The 16,917-nt window shown below is 41.6% G+C and carries 15 protein-coding genes; 1 reads left to right on the top strand and 14 read right to left on the bottom strand.

Annotated features, from left to right (window positions below; translation table 11 throughout):
* Window positions 1-202 precede the first annotated feature (202 nt).
* The 13 genes from CDO33_RS02225 to CDO33_RS02175 all read right to left on the bottom strand — a co-directional run bounded on the left by CDO33_RS02225 (window position 203) and on the right by CDO33_RS02175 (window position 13,597).
* Complete coding sequence (locus tag CDO33_RS02225) at window positions 203-2,869, bottom strand: translation factor GTPase family protein (RefSeq protein WP_103082777.1); 2,667 nt, start codon at window positions 2,867-2,869, stop codon at window positions 203-205.
* A 603-nt stretch (window positions 2,870-3,472) separates the two neighbouring features.
* The gene (locus tag CDO33_RS02220) at window positions 3,473-4,078 is read right to left on the bottom strand and encodes a CPBP family intramembrane glutamic endopeptidase (protein ID WP_103082778.1); all 606 of its coding nucleotides are present in this window, start codon (window positions 4,076-4,078) and stop codon (window positions 3,473-3,475) included.
* A gap of 358 nt (window positions 4,079-4,436) precedes the next feature.
* Window positions 4,437-5,255, bottom strand: a complete 819-nt coding sequence (locus CDO33_RS02215; RefSeq protein ID WP_103082779.1) for a class I SAM-dependent methyltransferase — start codon at window positions 5,253-5,255, stop codon at window positions 4,437-4,439.
* A gap of 38 nt (window positions 5,256-5,293) precedes the next feature.
* Complete coding sequence (locus tag CDO33_RS02210; protein ID WP_202849534.1) at window positions 5,294-5,998, bottom strand: SAM-dependent methyltransferase; 705 nt, start codon at window positions 5,996-5,998, stop codon at window positions 5,294-5,296.
* The gene (locus tag CDO33_RS21045) at window positions 5,985-6,149 is read right to left on the bottom strand and encodes a hypothetical protein (RefSeq protein ID WP_170045767.1); all 165 of its coding nucleotides are present in this window, start codon (window positions 6,147-6,149) and stop codon (window positions 5,985-5,987) included. Before CDO33_RS21045 ends, CDO33_RS02210 begins: the two co-directional genes overlap by 14 nt.
* A 779-nt stretch (window positions 6,150-6,928) precedes the next feature.
* A complete protein-coding gene (locus tag CDO33_RS02205) occupies window positions 6,929-8,050 on the bottom strand; it encodes a hypothetical protein (RefSeq protein ID WP_103082780.1) in 1,122 nt (373 codons plus the stop codon).
* A gap of 1 nt (window position 8,051) precedes the next feature.
* Window positions 8,052-8,561 (bottom strand): RNA polymerase sigma factor, encoded by a 510-nt coding sequence (locus CDO33_RS02200; RefSeq protein ID WP_242973976.1) that lies wholly within the window; start codon window positions 8,559-8,561, stop codon window positions 8,052-8,054.
* A gap of 262 nt (window positions 8,562-8,823) precedes the next feature.
* Complete coding sequence (gene rpmB, locus CDO33_RS02195; protein ID WP_103082781.1) at window positions 8,824-9,027, bottom strand: 50S ribosomal protein L28; 204 nt, start codon at window positions 9,025-9,027, stop codon at window positions 8,824-8,826.
* A gap of 219 nt (window positions 9,028-9,246) precedes the next feature.
* Window positions 9,247-10,035 carry an ABC transporter permease gene (locus tag CDO33_RS02190; protein WP_161496597.1) on the bottom strand — a complete coding sequence of 263 codons (789 nt, stop codon included), beginning with the start codon at window positions 10,033-10,035 and terminating at the stop codon, window positions 9,247-9,249.
* A gap of 11 nt (window positions 10,036-10,046) precedes the next feature.
* Window positions 10,047-10,847, bottom strand: a complete 801-nt coding sequence (locus CDO33_RS02185) for an ABC transporter permease (RefSeq protein WP_103082783.1) — start codon at window positions 10,845-10,847, stop codon at window positions 10,047-10,049.
* Entirely contained in the window at window positions 10,848-11,834 is a 987-nt protein-coding gene (locus CDO33_RS02180) for an ABC transporter ATP-binding protein (RefSeq protein WP_103082784.1), read from the bottom strand. It abuts the gene before it with no gap.
* A 799-nt stretch (window positions 11,835-12,633) separates the two neighbouring features.
* Window positions 12,634-12,798 (bottom strand): hypothetical protein, encoded by a 165-nt coding sequence (locus CDO33_RS20685; RefSeq protein ID WP_161496598.1) that lies wholly within the window; start codon window positions 12,796-12,798, stop codon window positions 12,634-12,636.
* A gap of 61 nt (window positions 12,799-12,859) precedes the next feature.
* Window positions 12,860-13,597, bottom strand: a complete 738-nt coding sequence (locus CDO33_RS02175) for a 6-phosphogluconolactonase (protein ID WP_103082785.1) — start codon at window positions 13,595-13,597, stop codon at window positions 12,860-12,862.
* 274 nt (window positions 13,598-13,871) lie between these two features.
* Between CDO33_RS02175 and CDO33_RS02170 the strand changes: the two genes are divergently transcribed.
* On the top strand, window positions 13,872-15,236 hold the full coding sequence (locus CDO33_RS02170) for a DDE-type integrase/transposase/recombinase (RefSeq protein ID WP_207655289.1): 1,365 nt from the start codon (window positions 13,872-13,874) through the stop codon (window positions 15,234-15,236).
* A gap of 642 nt (window positions 15,237-15,878) precedes the next feature.
* Here CDO33_RS02170 and CDO33_RS02165 read toward each other — a convergent pair.
* Window positions 15,879-16,865: an N-acetylglucosamine kinase gene (locus CDO33_RS02165; protein WP_103082786.1), complete on the bottom strand. Its 987-nt coding sequence runs from the start codon at window positions 16,863-16,865 to the stop codon at window positions 15,879-15,881.
* Between the last annotated feature and the right edge of the window lie 52 nt (window positions 16,866-16,917).

Genomic DNA, 16,917 nt, shown 5'->3' with positions numbered 1-16,917 from the left:
TATGACTGCAAAAAATGAGCTGCCTATTGCATAATTAATCCGATGGTATGTTTTATTAGGTAAAACGTACCATTTTTATACAGCAGTTCAGTCCTTAAAGCCCTATATTCCTAATTTGAGGAAGTAGGGCTTCTTAAAGATCAAATTTGATTGCATTTGCTATTCTTCACTTTTTTAATCAATGGCTGAACTTTTATTAAACTCACTGGCTGTTTGAGGAATCATCATCCTGTTTTTTAGCCAATTCTTCCATCTGCTGTTTCGCCTCCGGAGATAATGAGTCTATAAGGCGATTGCGATCTCTCGCCCCCATTTCCTCATACTCCTGCTTTATCCTTTCATTAACCCTTTCAACCTCGATCTTAAGTTCTCTGGCAGACAATAAAGCGCATCCCGCTCCCCTTATGATAATCTGCTGCAGACCATCCGAAGTTGCGACTATTATATCGTATTTGGTCTGATTGTCATGGGCAAATCTTTCGATATACTGGTCTGCCGTTTGAGCCTCTTTGGTAAAAACCACATGGACATTGTGATACTTGATTACCTCCTCAGCATGTCCCTCAACACGGTAAGCATCAAATACGATGATAATATGGCATTTCCGAATTCCCTGATAATTGCTCAGAAGATCAAGCAGTTTCACCCTGGCTGCTTCCATGTCCTCATCAGCCAGTTCTTTCAGTTCCGGCCATGCATGGATAATATTATACCCATCCACCAGGAGATATTCCTCTTTGGGCTCCTTCTGTTTTTTAACATAGGCAGCAGGCCTGTCATAATTCTCACGGACTTTCTTGCGCCTGTTCCAGACAGATTTCTTCCCCCGGTTTGCATAGAAGGTGCTGTTGATAATCTGCTCAATCTCTTCCAAACTGATATTCTTCTCCTCTGTGTACGGCACCTGGTTTGCGGCAGCTTCTTCCTCCAAGTCCTCCTTTTTTTGAAGAAAGCTCTCAATATGCATATAATTCTTTACTTCGTCCCAACTCACCAGGAAGCTGGTGCCATGGGCACAAAATACGGAACCTGTCGGATTCTCTACGTCTCTTTCCGAATCATATCCGATGCTTTCTATGACCTCTTCAGCATTATGGCACGGCTCATAGCCTTTCAGAGTGCAAAACAGCTTTCCTAAGCCCTTGGTATAGGAAACCACCTCTTTCTGGTAATTTCTCATGGTAACAACAGGAGCGCTCCCCACAAGGACTGCCATCTCCCCGTTGGTGCTTGATATTTCGCATACGCCATGCATTCTCTCAATGTCGTTCATGGCTCTTCCTATCATCTTCTCCGGCAGCTCCAGCCTAAAGGAATAATAAGGCTCCAGCAATACTGATTCCGCTTCCTTTAGTCCCTGACGAACGGCACGGTAGGTGGCCTCTCTGAAGTCACCGCCTTCCGTATGCTTGTTATGCGCTCTCCCGGAAACCAAAGTGATTTTCATATCCGTAATCGCTGACCCTGTCAAAACCCCTTTGTGGACCTTTTCCTCCAGATGTGTCAATATAAGTCTCTGCCAGCTCTTGCTCAGTATATCCTCACTGCACTGTGTCCCAAACTGCAGGCCGCTTCCCGGTTCGCCCGGCTCCAATAACAGGTGAACCTCCGCATAATGCCTCAAGGGTTCAAAATGTCCTACCCCTTCCACCACATTGGCAATGGTCTCTTTATACACTATCCTTCCGGCATCAAAGGCCACCGCAACACCGAAACGCTCCTGTATAAGGCTTTGCAGAATTTCGATCTGCACCTCTCCCATAACCCGTGCCTGAATTTCCTGCAGCTGCTCATCCCAAACAATATGAAGCTCCGGCTCTTCCTCCTCAATCTGGCGCAGCTTAGGGAGCATCACCCTTGGATCACAGCCTTCCGGAAGTATGATTTGATAGGATAGAACAGGTTCCAATATTGGTGTGCTGGAAGCTTTCTCTATCCCCAATCCTTCCCCGGGCCTTGTTTGGCTGAGCCCTGTTACTGCGAATACAGAGCCTGCCTCAACCTCATTCACTGCCTGGTATTTCTGTCCGGAATATATGCGTATTTGATTGACTTTTTCCTCCCAGATGCCATTGGTTAAGACATCCTTTACCTTAAGCCTTCCTCCGGTAAGCTTCATGTGTGTAAGACGGTTTCCCTGCTCATCCCTTGATATCTTGAATACTTTTGCTCCGAATTCATCAGGATATTGGGGGATAATCGCATATTTTACAATACCCTGCATAAACTGCTCGACACCGTCTAGTTTCAAAGCCGAACCAAAGTAGCATGGAAATACTTTGCGCTCCCGAACAGCTTTTTTGATCCTCCCGGTTTCAACACACCCTGTTTCCAGGTATTCCTCCATCATTGCTTCATCACACATGGCCAATTGGTCGTAAAAGGCATCCCACCCAACTTGTCCAAAATCAATGCATCCGTCATCCAGATGCTTTTTTAATTCATTCATCAATCTGTCCTTATCCGTCCCGGCCTGATCCATCTTGTTGACGAATAGAAAAACAGGTATCTTATATATGTGCAGCAACCGCCATAATGTCCCGGTATGCCCCTGTACCCCATCTGCGCCGCTTATCACCAAAATGGCATAGTCCAGCACCTGAAGAGTTCTCTCCATTTCAGCAGAAAAATCTACATGACCTGGGGTATCCAGTAAAATGATCTGAGTTTCCCCTATTTCAAATATGGCCTGTTTGGAGAATATGGTAATCCCCCTTGCTTTTTCCAGGTCATAGGTATCCAAAAAAGCATCCTTGTTGTCTACCCTTCCCAATTTTCCGATCTTACCGCTCAGATAAAGCATACTCTCAGATAGTGTTGTTTTTCCTGCATCTACATGTGCTAATATTCCAATAACTAATTTCTCCATAGCTTATATCAATTTTCCATTCTCTGTCGGTATATAATCAAAGCCTGTTAAGGCATACATGTCGTTTCTGTTATTATAATGATACCAGTAAGTTTGAGATTTGACAATTTTAGGGTATAACTTTACAAATATGGGACCGAGTGCCTGCACGCGCAGAGGTGGGAAAAGAAAAAGCTTGATTCAACGTTTTGAATCAAGCTCATTTATCTTCTCGATTTTTGCATTATTGCTGCATTTTTATGTCAATGACTTTAACTGGAGGTTTTCATTAAAAATCATGCAATAGCTTCATCTTTACCATCACATCAAAGTATGCAGGTAAAGGATGACGCAGCCGAATGACCATGACTGCATCCCCTTTGCTAGAGCATTGGTTTTGGTCATGTAACTGCTGGGCTTAAAAAGCTTCGGCCTGCTTTTAGGAAATCTACGACTTATGGAAATTATATTAGTGCATGTATAAACTTACATAGAGATTAAATCATAAAGAATTTTTGCTATTTCAGCTCTGGAGCCATAGGTACCATTGCTTACCCCCTCAATATCGCCTGACTCATCGCTGTGTGAAATCATAATTATGAATAAAGTGCGTTACCCCACTGATTATAAAAGTGAAAAGGCTGAAACAAGGCCCGAAAAAATATTGGACAACGCATGAATAATCCAGCTTGATAATATCGAGCCGCCGGATCTCTTCTCATTTATATATCCCATAACCCAACCGATAAGGCCGGTAAATATGACTATTATAATTGCTTTCGCCATTCCGACATGAGCCACAAACATGATACCGTGCATCAGCCCAAATACGACCGCTTGTATCGTATTCCCTGCGGAAAAACCGGCTCTAGATGCTATCCTTTTTAACAGGAAGCCTCTGAACATCATTTCTTCAGGAAGCGCTGTGTTGAATATTGCATATACCAATATTGCAGGTATGGCTTTAACTCCAAGTCCGTCAAATCCTGACGATGCTGTTTCCACATCTCGGATCATGTACAGAATAACAATGGATACAGCGCAAAAAACAGCTGTAATTACTATAATAAGCGGAATAGTCCCCTTATGCTTCTCCATTTTCTTTAATCCTATCCAGTCAAAAAAGCCAGCTTTTTTCCTCGCGCCTATCAGCCACCAGATAAAAGGAATTGAAGCAAAAAGTATGATTTCAATAACACTGCTCATCAGTTTGTTGATAAATAAATCCATAGAAAATAACCCCCGTTCTCGTTAAATATATAATGCCGACAGGCACTCCAACATTTCTTTATGAAACGACGAAAATCCTTCCATTGTTCTTGCCGGCAGGATGCTATTTCTACCTGCGATCTCCTGCCACTCAAAAAAGAGTTCTTGTTTTTGAGGATGGTTTTCAACCCCACCATAAAGCAGATTTGCAGGCTGTGAAATCCCTGCGGCAAGCCATCAGCAGACCTGGTGCAGTCGATGAGCCTTTATGCATAATGCTCTCGGTTGCCAAAATGCGCAAATGCAAAGTCAACGCAAGATTCTAAGCGGTGAGGGGTATTAAATAAAGATTGGAAGATCATGTCAGTACACTTCTTTCTCATCCTTTCCTCAATACAAGGCATAATGTGTCTGCCGCGCCAGTAAATGGACTGCCGCAAGCATCATCATAAATACCGTGTATCTGAAATCCAAAAGGCGCCACCTCATCGAGCAACGTCTGTTTAGTGTATACCGTGTCCCAGATAAGATATTCACGCAAATCATTCTCTGTAATTACAATGGTCTTGTCTACTTTAACGGTATTGTTCTCAAAATAATACTCAGCTTCCAGGCATAAATGCGGCTTGTCGCTCCAAAAACCGCCGTTTTCATGGTATGACCACGATGTACGGTCCTTTTTTCCATAGAAAGTTTTCTCGGTAAAGACATCAAAAATAAATAAACCGTTGGGCTTAAGCGCAAGGTGTATCTTTGACAGCAGTGTTTTTCTTTCATCAGGAATCAGGGCGGCATAATCACAGTAAATCAATGTAATTGCATCGAATTCCTCGGCGTAATCCATCTCCAAATAATTCTGGTATATATATTTTGCTTTAGTGTCGTGTTCCTTTGCATAAGCAATCGAGCGTCTGGAATAATCCATACCGGTTACATCATACCCTGCATCTGAAAATCGTTTGGTGTAAAGTCCCGGGCCACAGCCCAGGTCAAGTATTTTACTTCCTTCCGGGATGATGCTTGCAAGCCACTTTACTGAGCAGTCAATATAACTGTGCCTTCGGCTTGCTGCATCCCAATCCGGGTTGAGATGAGCCTCCAGCATCCCCTTTGAAATGTGCTCATCGTCCCAAAACGGCTCACAACTTCGCTGCCAGAGGGCAGGTTTTTGCGCAAGGAATAATAATTTATCCAACATCAAATTCCCTCCATCATAAATTCCATCAGCTCTATATTTTATTTCTTTATTGCTGTGATCAAAACAAGCGTCAGATAGTTCTCGGTATCCGCATCAAGAAGCTCAAAATCAGCCGTTTTTCTCCATAATGCTTTGCCGTCGGGTATGTCCTCGGCAAATTTAATATCTACAAGGCCGGTTTTCTCCCACATATCACGCCACCACCTGGCACTATGAAATGCATACATATTGCGCTCCCAATATGGCTTCATAGCCTCCGGCAACCCATTGCTGAATTCCCTCGTCAGTCCTGGATTTACCATTCCAAATTGGCCTCCTTGTTTTACCAGCTTTGCATAAATATCCGGAAAGTAAGTTTCATCAGTGCCATAATAATGGTAGGAATCAATGCTTATAGCTGCATCAAAGAATCCATCAGCATATGGAAGATTGTGAGCTTCAGCATGGATCGGGAAAACCTTGTCCTCAACTCCCATTTCAACAAAGCGTTTGTAGTTATCTGTGGGATCTATCCAAAGGTCATTGGCAAATACCGTTACTCCAAACTCCTTTGCCAAAAATATTGAGGTTAAACCTTTGCCGCAACCCATATCCAATACTCGCATGCCTGGCTTTAAATCCATCTTTTCACATAATATCTCTATAAGCCACAAGGCATTTGGTCCTCGCATTATATTTTCGTTATCGCTAAAAAACCTTTCGTTCTCTTTATACAGCCTTTCGCAACGTTCAAATTTCCTCATAAATGCTCCCCTCCCTTATCATTTTCTTTTCCTCCTGTCTGCGTTTCTTTTTGCTCTTGATTTCATTTTCCTGCACCCTGGTTCGAGGGTTTATCACCCAGCAATTTCTGATTTCCTTCATATAATCGTAAGTGCCTTTCTTTTTTGTCATAATCATCACACTCCCCATAATAACAGATTATTCCGCAACTTAAAAAGCATATAAAAAACCGCAGATAACGACCACCTGCGGGTTTAAAAGGGGCTTTCATCTTTCCGATATGTGTCCCTTCAATAAAAAGGGGATGTTCCTTAACGTAAAAGGAATATTTCCTGTTCACAAAGATGTGTCCACTTACCATTAACAAAAGCAACAAAAAACACGCTACCAATGCGTGCTGTTACTTGTTAAATACACGATTCAGGTTGCTCGAAAGAAGCTGCATAGGCAACACAAACAAAACCTATCATAAGGTGTTCCTGTGTACCTTTGCCAATATTCAATTAGCAAAAATCACCTCTACATTGCCTACAGTCATTAACATAGCCCCTTTCGTGCCAAATCTTATTATTTGCAGTATACTGCATCAGCTTTATTATATAAGCCATTCCAGACATTGTCAAAGGAAACTTTAATTTATATTTATTTTATCCATGAGCACCTTGAATACCTCAAAGGATAAGTAATGCCACGACCTGTCAATCCAAAAAAGCAGCGTCATGTTTTTCTTTTAATTTTGCTATTGATTTTGACTTTTGATTTTTGCGTTTATTTTTGTTTGATTTTCCTTATAGGCTGATACATCAGACCTTACCCCTAATAGGAGTAATATGTTTGAGCTTTTTGGAAGCCTAGCAATTAATATAAATAAAAGGGACTTGACCTTTCGAGGCTAAGTCCCTTTTTATATACGATTTGCATCGTCAGTTTACCCTAATGCCCGCTTTCGATTATTTTGCCTTTTTCACTGCCCTGCCTGTCACTACGCCATTTTCATCCTTCATAAACTGAATGGCAATTTGATCTTCCCCATCCCCGTTTATGGACACTATTTTCCATACTCCTGCTTCTCCATCTTTAAAAAGGAAGTCTAAGGAGATTCCTACTTTACTGCCATTGTACTCATAGCACGCCAATCCGTTTTCATCATAAGTAACTTCCTTTATGGATTCAGGTATTACAATACCGTTAGCAAATTCACTCCCCCAGTCGGAAACGTATTCACTGTCGTTGACTGTCTCATCCCCTGTTATGGATTCGGAGGCAGGATTTAATAAATCCTTAAGGTACTGTTCAGCTTTCTCATGGTCTGCTTTTTTCACGTCAAGGGGCAACTCAAAAAGTGCACCAGCCTCCTTATTATTTGCATTAAGCGTGATTTCACCGGTTTCTTCATTGTAGCTTACCGTTTGATTGTCGATGAAGCTCCCTATACCGGCGTAAAGGTACACCCCTCTGTCGGCAAACATCTCAATGCTGTCGCATTCGATCATTCTGTAAATGACCCCATCCACAACACATTCGCTGTATCCGCCATTCATGGTGAATATGTTCACCTGCCAGGGTTTTTGCCCCTTTATGAGGGGAGAGACGATAAATGGAGGTTCATTGTAATTTTCATCACTCATTGCAGGTATCGGACTCCCATCCTTCCTTTCAATTGAAACGACAGCATAGGTTCTGTCAGGATGTATATCCTGTACGGAGCTTTTAAAATCGCTTAAGTTCTTGCCGGAGGTCATTCCCAGCAGTGTAAAGGTATAATCACCGGAAGTTACGGATTTATTGATTTGAACAGCATTTTCACTGTCAAAAGCTTTAGCAAGGGTTTTATCTCCGAAATTTTCTGCAACCTGTTTCGGGCTGAGAAGCTTCCAGGCAGCAAAGGCCGAGCCCGACATTATAAGGGTAAAGGCAGCAATAAGGGCAACTGCTATTCTTCTACGCACTGGTTTCATAGCTTTTCTCTCCTTTATTCTGTACTTGATTTTTAGGTTTAGAGCTTCGCTAGGTTCAGCCGTCGAAGAAAGAGCCTGCTTCAACAATTTTTCCAGTTGTTCATTTTTGTCCATACTAATAATCCTCCAATACATTTTTCAGATTTTTTCGAGCCTTGTGGAGCCTGCTTTTCACGGTACCTTGCGGAATCCTAAGCGCTGATGCTATATCTTCCACAGACATTTCTGCAGTGTAATACATGTATAGCGGTATTCTAAGCTTGTCATTGAGTTTATCCGCCGCAGTCCGTATTACCGCGCACCGTTCTCTTAACATGACAATCTCTTCCGGTGTTGATGTATTGGTACACATGATGCTGCTGGCTATCTCTTCGTTCAGTTCTCCCTCAGGCGCTATTCTTTGGCGTCTGGCATACTTTCGGCGATTATTTTTCCACAACCTGACCGCAATGGAAATGAGAAAGGCTTTCGGGTTATTGCTCTTATCAATTTTAGTGCCCAGTTCCATCGCTTTTAAGAAGGTTTCCTGATACAGGTCATCAGCATTATCCTTGTTTTTAGCAAGCCTGAGGCAGAATCCGTAAACAGCTTTACCATACAGCATCACAAGGCTATCGATATCCATATTGTCCAATGTTTTTCTCCTCTCCGCATGGCACAAACCTATTTTTGTTCTTACTGCTGCAGCTTTTGCAATGCAATATTGCATTTTAGATGAACTTTTGGGGTACTCGGTAAGAGCCCTCGCATTCACCCGGAATAGCTATTCCAATAATATATTGTCTTTAACTGTTCAGTTGGTTCATTTTGGATGAGACAAATATATCATGAATTAACATTACCTGACTATCCATAGATTTTAGCCGGGGGATTTCTCCCCCAGCATTCTAATTCCTTATTCTGATCACCCGGTTAGACCTGAGACATCTGGTACAAACATACATGCTTTTTGCCACTCCATTAAAATTAACTTTTACCTTTTTAACATTAGGCTTTTGCATATGGCTGGACCTTCTGCTGACATGTGACCGTGTTATACTGACTTTCTTTCCAAAGTTAACAGTTTTATCACAAATCTCGCATCTAGACATTTCTTTCAATCCTTTCAAAGTCAATCTATATAAATTTAAGTGCATATAAAGTACATAAAGAATTAATTCCTGTATGGCATTGGCTAAGCTCCTTTCGTCAACTGTTTTCCTTCTCTTTTATTCATCTACTGCTTGGCATATCGGCACCTTCCTAACTTTAAAAGTTAAGAATAGATTCCTTTATCAAAATCCCACTTTCCATATTCTGTAGTTGCCAGCTTAGCTGCTTGCACTGGAATAACTCCTCATTCCTTTTTTTATAGCCACAGTGGAAAGCAGGAAAAATAGCATCCCTGAAACAGCCGCAGCAATCGTTTCCGGAACATTACCTTTGCTAAGAAGCAAAGATGCCGGAACATTTGCCAGTGGGACAGATGGAATAAGAAAAACGAAAGCATACATTACTGCTTTGTAAGAAAATATTTCTCTTGGTTTCTCTGATATGGACATCAATATAAAGTAAATTCCTGTTAGCCCATAAACCCTGACATGTTTAAAAGCAAATGAATATAGAAGCATCATAAACGAAGTCAATAGAATAACCGCGTTTATTAAGAAAACCAGAAATAAAATGACATTAAGTCTTGGAATGCTGACATCCAGCGAGCTGATTTTCCAGCATAAAATGACTATGGGCGCAATCAAGGACAAAAAGCTTGAATAATCTATACTGCCAGTGTTTATCTGGAAAATTATACTGATTGGTTTTATAAGCATCCTGTCAAAACTCCCGCTGGATACGCTTCCAATGAAATTCATATGATTTGGGTTTATCAACCCTCGGTATAACTGGTTTACAATCATTGATGTGCAATACAGAATAATCATTTCATTCCGGGACCAGCCAGCTATGGAATCCACATGAAGATAAATAAACTCAACGCATAATACGCCCAATACCGAATTTATAATGCTCTGCAACAGCATAAGCGCAAAGTTTGCTCTAAATATGGCAACCGACATAAATGACAGCTTTATCTGTTCTTTTAAAAGATTTAAGTAATACATCAAATACCTCCTCATCCACCAACTGCAGAGTATTTTTTGGTTCCCGCTCTCCAAACCATCTGGTTTAAAGCCATCAAAACGAAAATCCACAATATATGTACCATCAGCAAATAAGCACCTTCTGCGACGGATAACTGATTCATATACAACTTGGCCGGTATATAGCTGAAGGCAGCAAAAGGCATCAGTTCCAATACTCTAACGCTCCAGCGCGGAAAGAAATCCAGGGGTATGAACATTCCTGACAGAAAATTTAATATAACGGCAAAGGACCACATAACAGCTTGTGCCTGCTCAAGCCAAAAAGCCATCATCCCCAGCAGCAACCAAAGGAGATGACTGATTACCGTCGCTGTCACCAGGTATATAATTACTAGGACTGCTGAGGACACTGATAAATCCCATGTTAAGTACCGTGCAAAAAAAGGTACCACCAGCAGTAAAAATGAAAACTGCTTCAAGAATTCAAACAAGGCATTGGAAAGATGTTTCCAGTATAGAAACATGCTTATGCTATGCGGCTTGATGAGGGCTTTGCCCAGCTCTCCGCTCTTTATCATATCTGAGATTTCAAACCCGCCGCTGCTCAGTATAAATGTGCGAAATAAGCTTGACATAACAAAAAACGTAATCATGTCAGCAATTGAATACCCATTGATTTCGCCTGTTCCATTGCTGCGGTAAATGATTATCCAGAAGAATATTGTAATGAGCATGCTGATATTAGACATTATCAGTCCCAGCACCGTGTCAAACCGGTATTGAAGCGATGCTAACAAGTACAGCTTGAAGCTATACAGATATTTTCGCATCTATGATACTCTCCCTTCCACCATAATCTGATGGACGATATTCTTAAAAGGCAGATTGGTTATGGAGATATCAACAAGGTTTTTGTTTTGATGGATCAACTCAGTAACGATACTTCCATATTGTTCTTTTTCGATCATCAGCTTAAGAGCATTATCCTTAAATTCAATAATCTCCCCGTACTTTGAAAACTCATGGGGATTGATTGATTGGTTAAATACCAGCTGCAGGACTTTATTGGCCGAATACAGCCCGGATATTTCGCTGATGGCACCATCGAATATTTTGCTTCCTTTAGACAATAGGATAACCCTGTCACAGGTCTCCTCAATATCATCCATATAATGGCTTGTGATAATAATGGTCGTTTTTCTCTCCTCCCTGTATTCGCGCAGAAATTTCCTTATGGCAAGCTGGCTGTCTAAATCCAGTCCAATCGTAGGTTCATCAAGAAAGACAATCTCCGGGGAGTAGAGAAAGCTATTTATCAGCTCCATTTTCATGCGTTCACCCAAAGAAAGGCGGCGCAGCTGGATGTTTAACAAATGCTTGACATTAAGCATTTCTGCCAGCATATCTATATTCTTTTTATATAACTCATCCGGCACCTGATAGAGAAGCTTCTGGTATCTAAAGGTATCAATAGCCGGCAAATCCCAGTTTATCTCACTCTTATTGCCCATAACAAAAGCTATCTTTCTGAGAAATTCCCTCTTTCTTTGAGTAGGAGCATAGTCTAAAACAGTAACTTTGCCGGATGTAGGGTATAAAATGCCGGTGAGCATTTTAAGTGTGGTGGTCTTACCTGCTCCATTTTCTCCCAAAAGCCCTACAATTTCACCTTTTTCTATTGTCATGGTCAGATTACTGACAGCTTCCTTGTATACATATTTACGATTAAATAAATCTTTTAGAGTGTTTATTACACCTTGCTGCTTTTCATGAATTTTATAGGATTTGGATAGATTATTAACATTTATGACACTCATTTTTTAACTCCTTTCTTCTGACGTGCAGGAAATCGCTATATGTAAATGATTTGAATTCAGCTAATTGCAAAGGGATGATTGCTTGAATTCATCCATGCTTAGCTTAAGTTCATCCCAAAATTATTTGATAAGCTGGATTCATCCTTGATCATTATACATTGGAGTACACTTTCTGCTAAACATATTTTATAAAGCCTCCCTTCAGTGCCCAATTTTGAGGTCCTTTGATTAAACTTCCTTTATAGCCTTAAAATATCTTCAAATAAAAAAAACTGCAGGCGAATAGCAAAAGCTTTTCACCTGCAGCACTACACAGACATTGCCAATAGAATGAAACATCGTATTAGGAGTCGTCACCGGGATACCACATTAACTCATCCCCAAGGGATGTAAGCATAAATAAACAAAAACACCGTGCAGTTAAGCACGGTATCCCTTTTATGTTCATCCATAGTATACGCAACAGCATCTGATAGACTTATCCATATTCTCTGGCTAGTCTGCTTAGTTTGGTATTATTACACTTTAGCAAGGTTGAAAATACCGCTATTCTTAACTTGATAAAACTGAAAAAAGCACGACAACAAAACCCATAATGGGTAAGAAACCGCTTTATTCAGTTCATATTCAATTGATCAAGTTAAGACTTAGCTGGCATTGGATTACCTCTCTTTCAATGATTTCATATAGATGATAACATATGTGTTTTATTTATGCAATTATTTTCTATAATGATTTGCTATATCAGGATTGCACTGCCCACAAAAATACGCTCCAAAACCTGAGCTTTCCACTTTTGCTAAGATGTCATAAACTGATTGGCTACTGCTTCGGGCATTATCCTGACTTTATAAAGCCTTGAAGGATATCTCATGCCTTCACGTTCGCCAAGGCTGCAGCCAAATGCCGTTTGCTTCTCCGCTTTTCCATCTCTGCAAAACCAGCTGCAGCAATATTTCTTCATAGCTCACATTCTCATCACTCTGTTATATTAAAAAGGTATTTTTACTCTGCTTATATCAAGCTCATAGATGCTTTACAATCTGCTGTGCAGCTTCCGGATCAAGTATGGCTTCACAGTCGGGATGAAGCTGTAGCACCGATGCGGGAACATCCTCTGAAACCGGTCCAAATAAAGCTTTTTCAATTATATCTGCCTTATTCTTGCCGCTGGCTACCAAAACGATCTTTTTGCTCCACATGATATTTTTTATTCCCAGCGTAAGGCCACCCATTTTAACATCAGGGGCTATATTGTTCTCTCTGCGGAGGCGTTCATCAAGAGAATCATCCAGATAAGAAATCCATGTGGTGCTGCCAAATGGTGTTCCCGGCTGATTGAATCCAATGTGCCCGTTTTCACCAATTCCGAGCATCTGAAGATCTGAAGCATTATCATTGCTCACCCTGTCTTCGAATTTTCTACACTCCCTTTGCAAATCTTTTGCAAAGGGGTCCGGCATAATAAAATTGCTGAGCGGAATCCCGAGCGGCTCAACAACTTGATTGAGGAGAAGCCAGTAACAACTCGCCTTGCACTCCCTGCTTATATTCGTCACTTCATCCAGGCCAAAAACAGTGACTTGGGATGTATCAAACGGTTTTTCTCTATAAAGCTCCACAAGCGCTTTATGAATGCCGCCCGTCGTCCGTCCGGTGGAAAGCCCTATAATCGATTTAGGCTTTTCAATTATCTTGGATGCAATACGCTCGGCTGATTGCTTGTAAAAGTCGTCCAAGCTCTTGGCAATGGTTATTTTCATATTGTAACCCCTTTCTCAGGCATGGTAGTGTCAAAAGTTTTGATATGCTTTTGACCTCTAACCCTTGGTTTTACTTGCTTTTATATTATTAAGGGTTTTACCCTCATTTAACTGGAAATTAAGAATGTATAGAAAGGCAAAGGTACTTGCCCTTTTTTTGGTATAATGTTGTTGCTGGACAACCCCCAAAGAAAGGAGTTAAGTACCTTTGAACAACATTATAACAGTTTTACTACTATACATTCAAATACAAGCTAAAATTATCATTTACCTCATGTGTGCACTCTTTAGTAAAGGATCCGTCCGCAAGTACTACGATGAGCCTGTTAGGAAGCCTTACCGCAAGCTTGTGGTGGATACCATGCCGATTATTGAGACACTTGAGAAGCTTGATTATAAGCAGCTTATTTCAAATCATCTCAAGGAAACCGGTAAGCTTATAACCCCTATTACAAGGAGAAAAGCTTCTACAGTCCCTGATACTATGGCCTGCCCAAGATGTGGAGCTCCTCATGAATACCTTTACGACAATACCGGTGGTAAAGGCCAGTACTTATGCAAAGTCTGCAAGTGCACTTTCAACAAGAAAAACCGTTACCTAAAAAATCTCATCTTCCTCTGCCCCCACTGTGGAAGGACACTGGAACTTAAGAAAGAGCGTAAGGACTTCAACGTACATAAGTGCACCAACTCCAAGTGCCCCTATTACCTTGACAGGCTCAATTCCATGTCCGAGGAAGACAAGCAGCGCTACAAGTCTTCTCCACATGATTTCAAGCTCCATTACATCTACAGGGAGTTTGATATTGACTTTGAGCCTTTGGTAAGAAAGCCTTCCCAGCCTCCGAGTGTAGATATATCAAGGCTTTATGTCTCTCCTCACGTCCTGGGGCTGATACTTACATACCATGTCAATTTTGGCCTTTCTACCCGGATGACAGCTGCCCTTATGCGTGAAGTACATGGTGTAAGTGTTTCTCATCAGTCGGTATCAAATTATGCCGATGCTGTTGCCACAAACATTAAACCCTTCATTGACAACTACAAGTATGATCTCTCAGATTCCATCTGCGGGGATGAGACGTACATAAAGGTTCTGGGCAAATGGCATTACGTATTCTTTATATTCGACGCAGTAAAGAAGATTATCCTCTCATACCCCGTCTCTGCCAACCGTGATGTTAAAGCTGCAATTTATGCTCTTGACGAAGCATTGTCCAAGTTCGATAAGCTTCCTGAGGATCTTACCCTGATCTTTGACGGGAACCCTATTTACATGCTTGCTCAACACTATTTCGCCCAGTACGGCATCCACTTTGACATAAAGCAGGTAATCGGTCTTACCAACGACGACCCTATCTCCGAAGAATACAGGCCTTTAAAGCAGATCATCGAAAGGTTAAACCGCACCTTCAAGGGAAACTACAGACCCACCAACGGTTTTAACAACTATGCAGGTTCAGTATCCTTCCTTACACTGTTTGTAGCCTACTTCAACTTCCTAAGGCCTCATTCCTCTCTGGAAGGCAGGGTGCCGGTGGTCTTAGAAGAGCTCAAAGACCGGCCTAATATGCCTGCCAGGTGGGTTACACTCATTAAAATGTCCCAAGAATACATCAAAGCCCAACAATCTGCTTAAGGAACGAAATTCATCCTCTTATTTTTGTAGCATAGCATAGCAAAACAGTCGCCGCCGAACCTGTGGAGTTTGTGGGTAACCCGCTGATTTGAGGGGTGTGGGTAACTTGTGTGATAAAGTGTTGGCAACACGCTTTTCGTTGCCAATGCTTTATCCACTTGTTATCCATGCCTCGGGCGGGTTATCCATCAAATCCACAGGTATTATATTCCCATGGTTTTTCTTGTTGCTTATTTGGTTTCCAATGTGCATATTTGGTAAATACTCTCATTTCTGGCGTCAAAATTTTATTCTTTCATAGAACTTTTGACACTACCTCAGGCATCTTTTTGTTTTGCTGAAATTTATATCCGGAAGTCCATCATCATTCCTTAGTAATAATTTGCTAAAATAATTAATCTTCAAAATAATCTTCTGCGCGAAATACATGTCAAGCTGTCTCCGTGAGCTGCAGCCGCCACCACGCTTGATGGTTCTATCTCCATGCTTTTTTGCGTTCTTTCATCAAAGCATACACTGCATCTCACCAATCCAACGGAAGCAGTTAAGCCTCTTGGCTTTAACAGATTTCCCACTTTAATTGAAAATTTCCGACTTCAAACCGCAGGTCCCAAATGATATGGAGTTACATATCATATTGAATCAGCCTCGGCCAAAGCGCGTAAGTCCCCACTTCTCCGCTTCCTCTTTGCAGAGCTCATGCGCCTTGCCATCTTTAGCCTCAATCATATCAAGTCCCATCAAAACGGCACCCACCACAGGTTCGTACTTGGCCTGCTTTATCTTAACATCCGAGTATACCCTATGGATATGGGAACATACCGTCTCCGCAAGAAGTGGATTGTCTATCTTGAATAGCCCGCCGGACAAAATTACCTCGCATTTTTTAGTGTCGATGTCATATCTTTTTATCGCCGATGTAACATATCTGCTGATAGACTTCCCGTAGGAGTAAATAATCTCAAGAGCCTCCCTATCATTATGCTTTGCTTCATCAAATAAAAGCACGGAAATATCTTTAAGACGCCTTGTAAGATGACCGCGCTGATAAGCAAGCAGCATGGCATCCATATCATCATACCCAAAAAACTCCATCACTCGCTTTGTCAGGGAAGTAGGCCCTTTAATCTTTATATGGCTTTGGAATACCGCCTTTAGCACCCTGTGTCCGAATCCTTCTCCGCCTTGATCCACGGAATCGATATAATTGTTATAAACAGCATGAAGCTTGCCTCCAATGACAACCGCACAGTTCATTCCTGACCCGCAGCAAAGTACAATCCCGCAGTCAGAATCCGTACCAGCACGCAATGCAATGACGCTGTCATTCCACACCCATGCCTTTTCTAGCTTGAAAAGGCTTTTCATTTCATTTTGCAACATCTCTATCTCATCCGGCCAGTTGGCCCCAGCAAGCCCGCCAATAACAATTGAAATGTCATTAATAGTCAGACCGGCTTGAGCCAAGGCCTGGAATGCCGCTGTCATTATGGCAGATTTTGCTCTCTCCAGACCCACAGTAAAATAACAGGCTCCCTCCGATTTACCTTCCCCAAGGATTCGACCATCCAAAGATGCAACAAGAACTGAAGTTTTGGATGCGCCCTGGTCTATTGCAAGTATAGCCATATCGTTCTCTCCTTTATCGGTTTTGAATATTTTCAGTGCCGGATTACTTTTT

Origin of the sequence: Clostridium thermosuccinogenes, from assembly GCF_002896855.1 — a bacterium.
Lineage (GTDB): Bacteria > Bacillota > Clostridia > Acetivibrionales > DSM-5807 > Pseudoclostridium > Pseudoclostridium thermosuccinogenes.
This window is presented reverse-complemented; position numbering and strand designations above follow the sequence as displayed.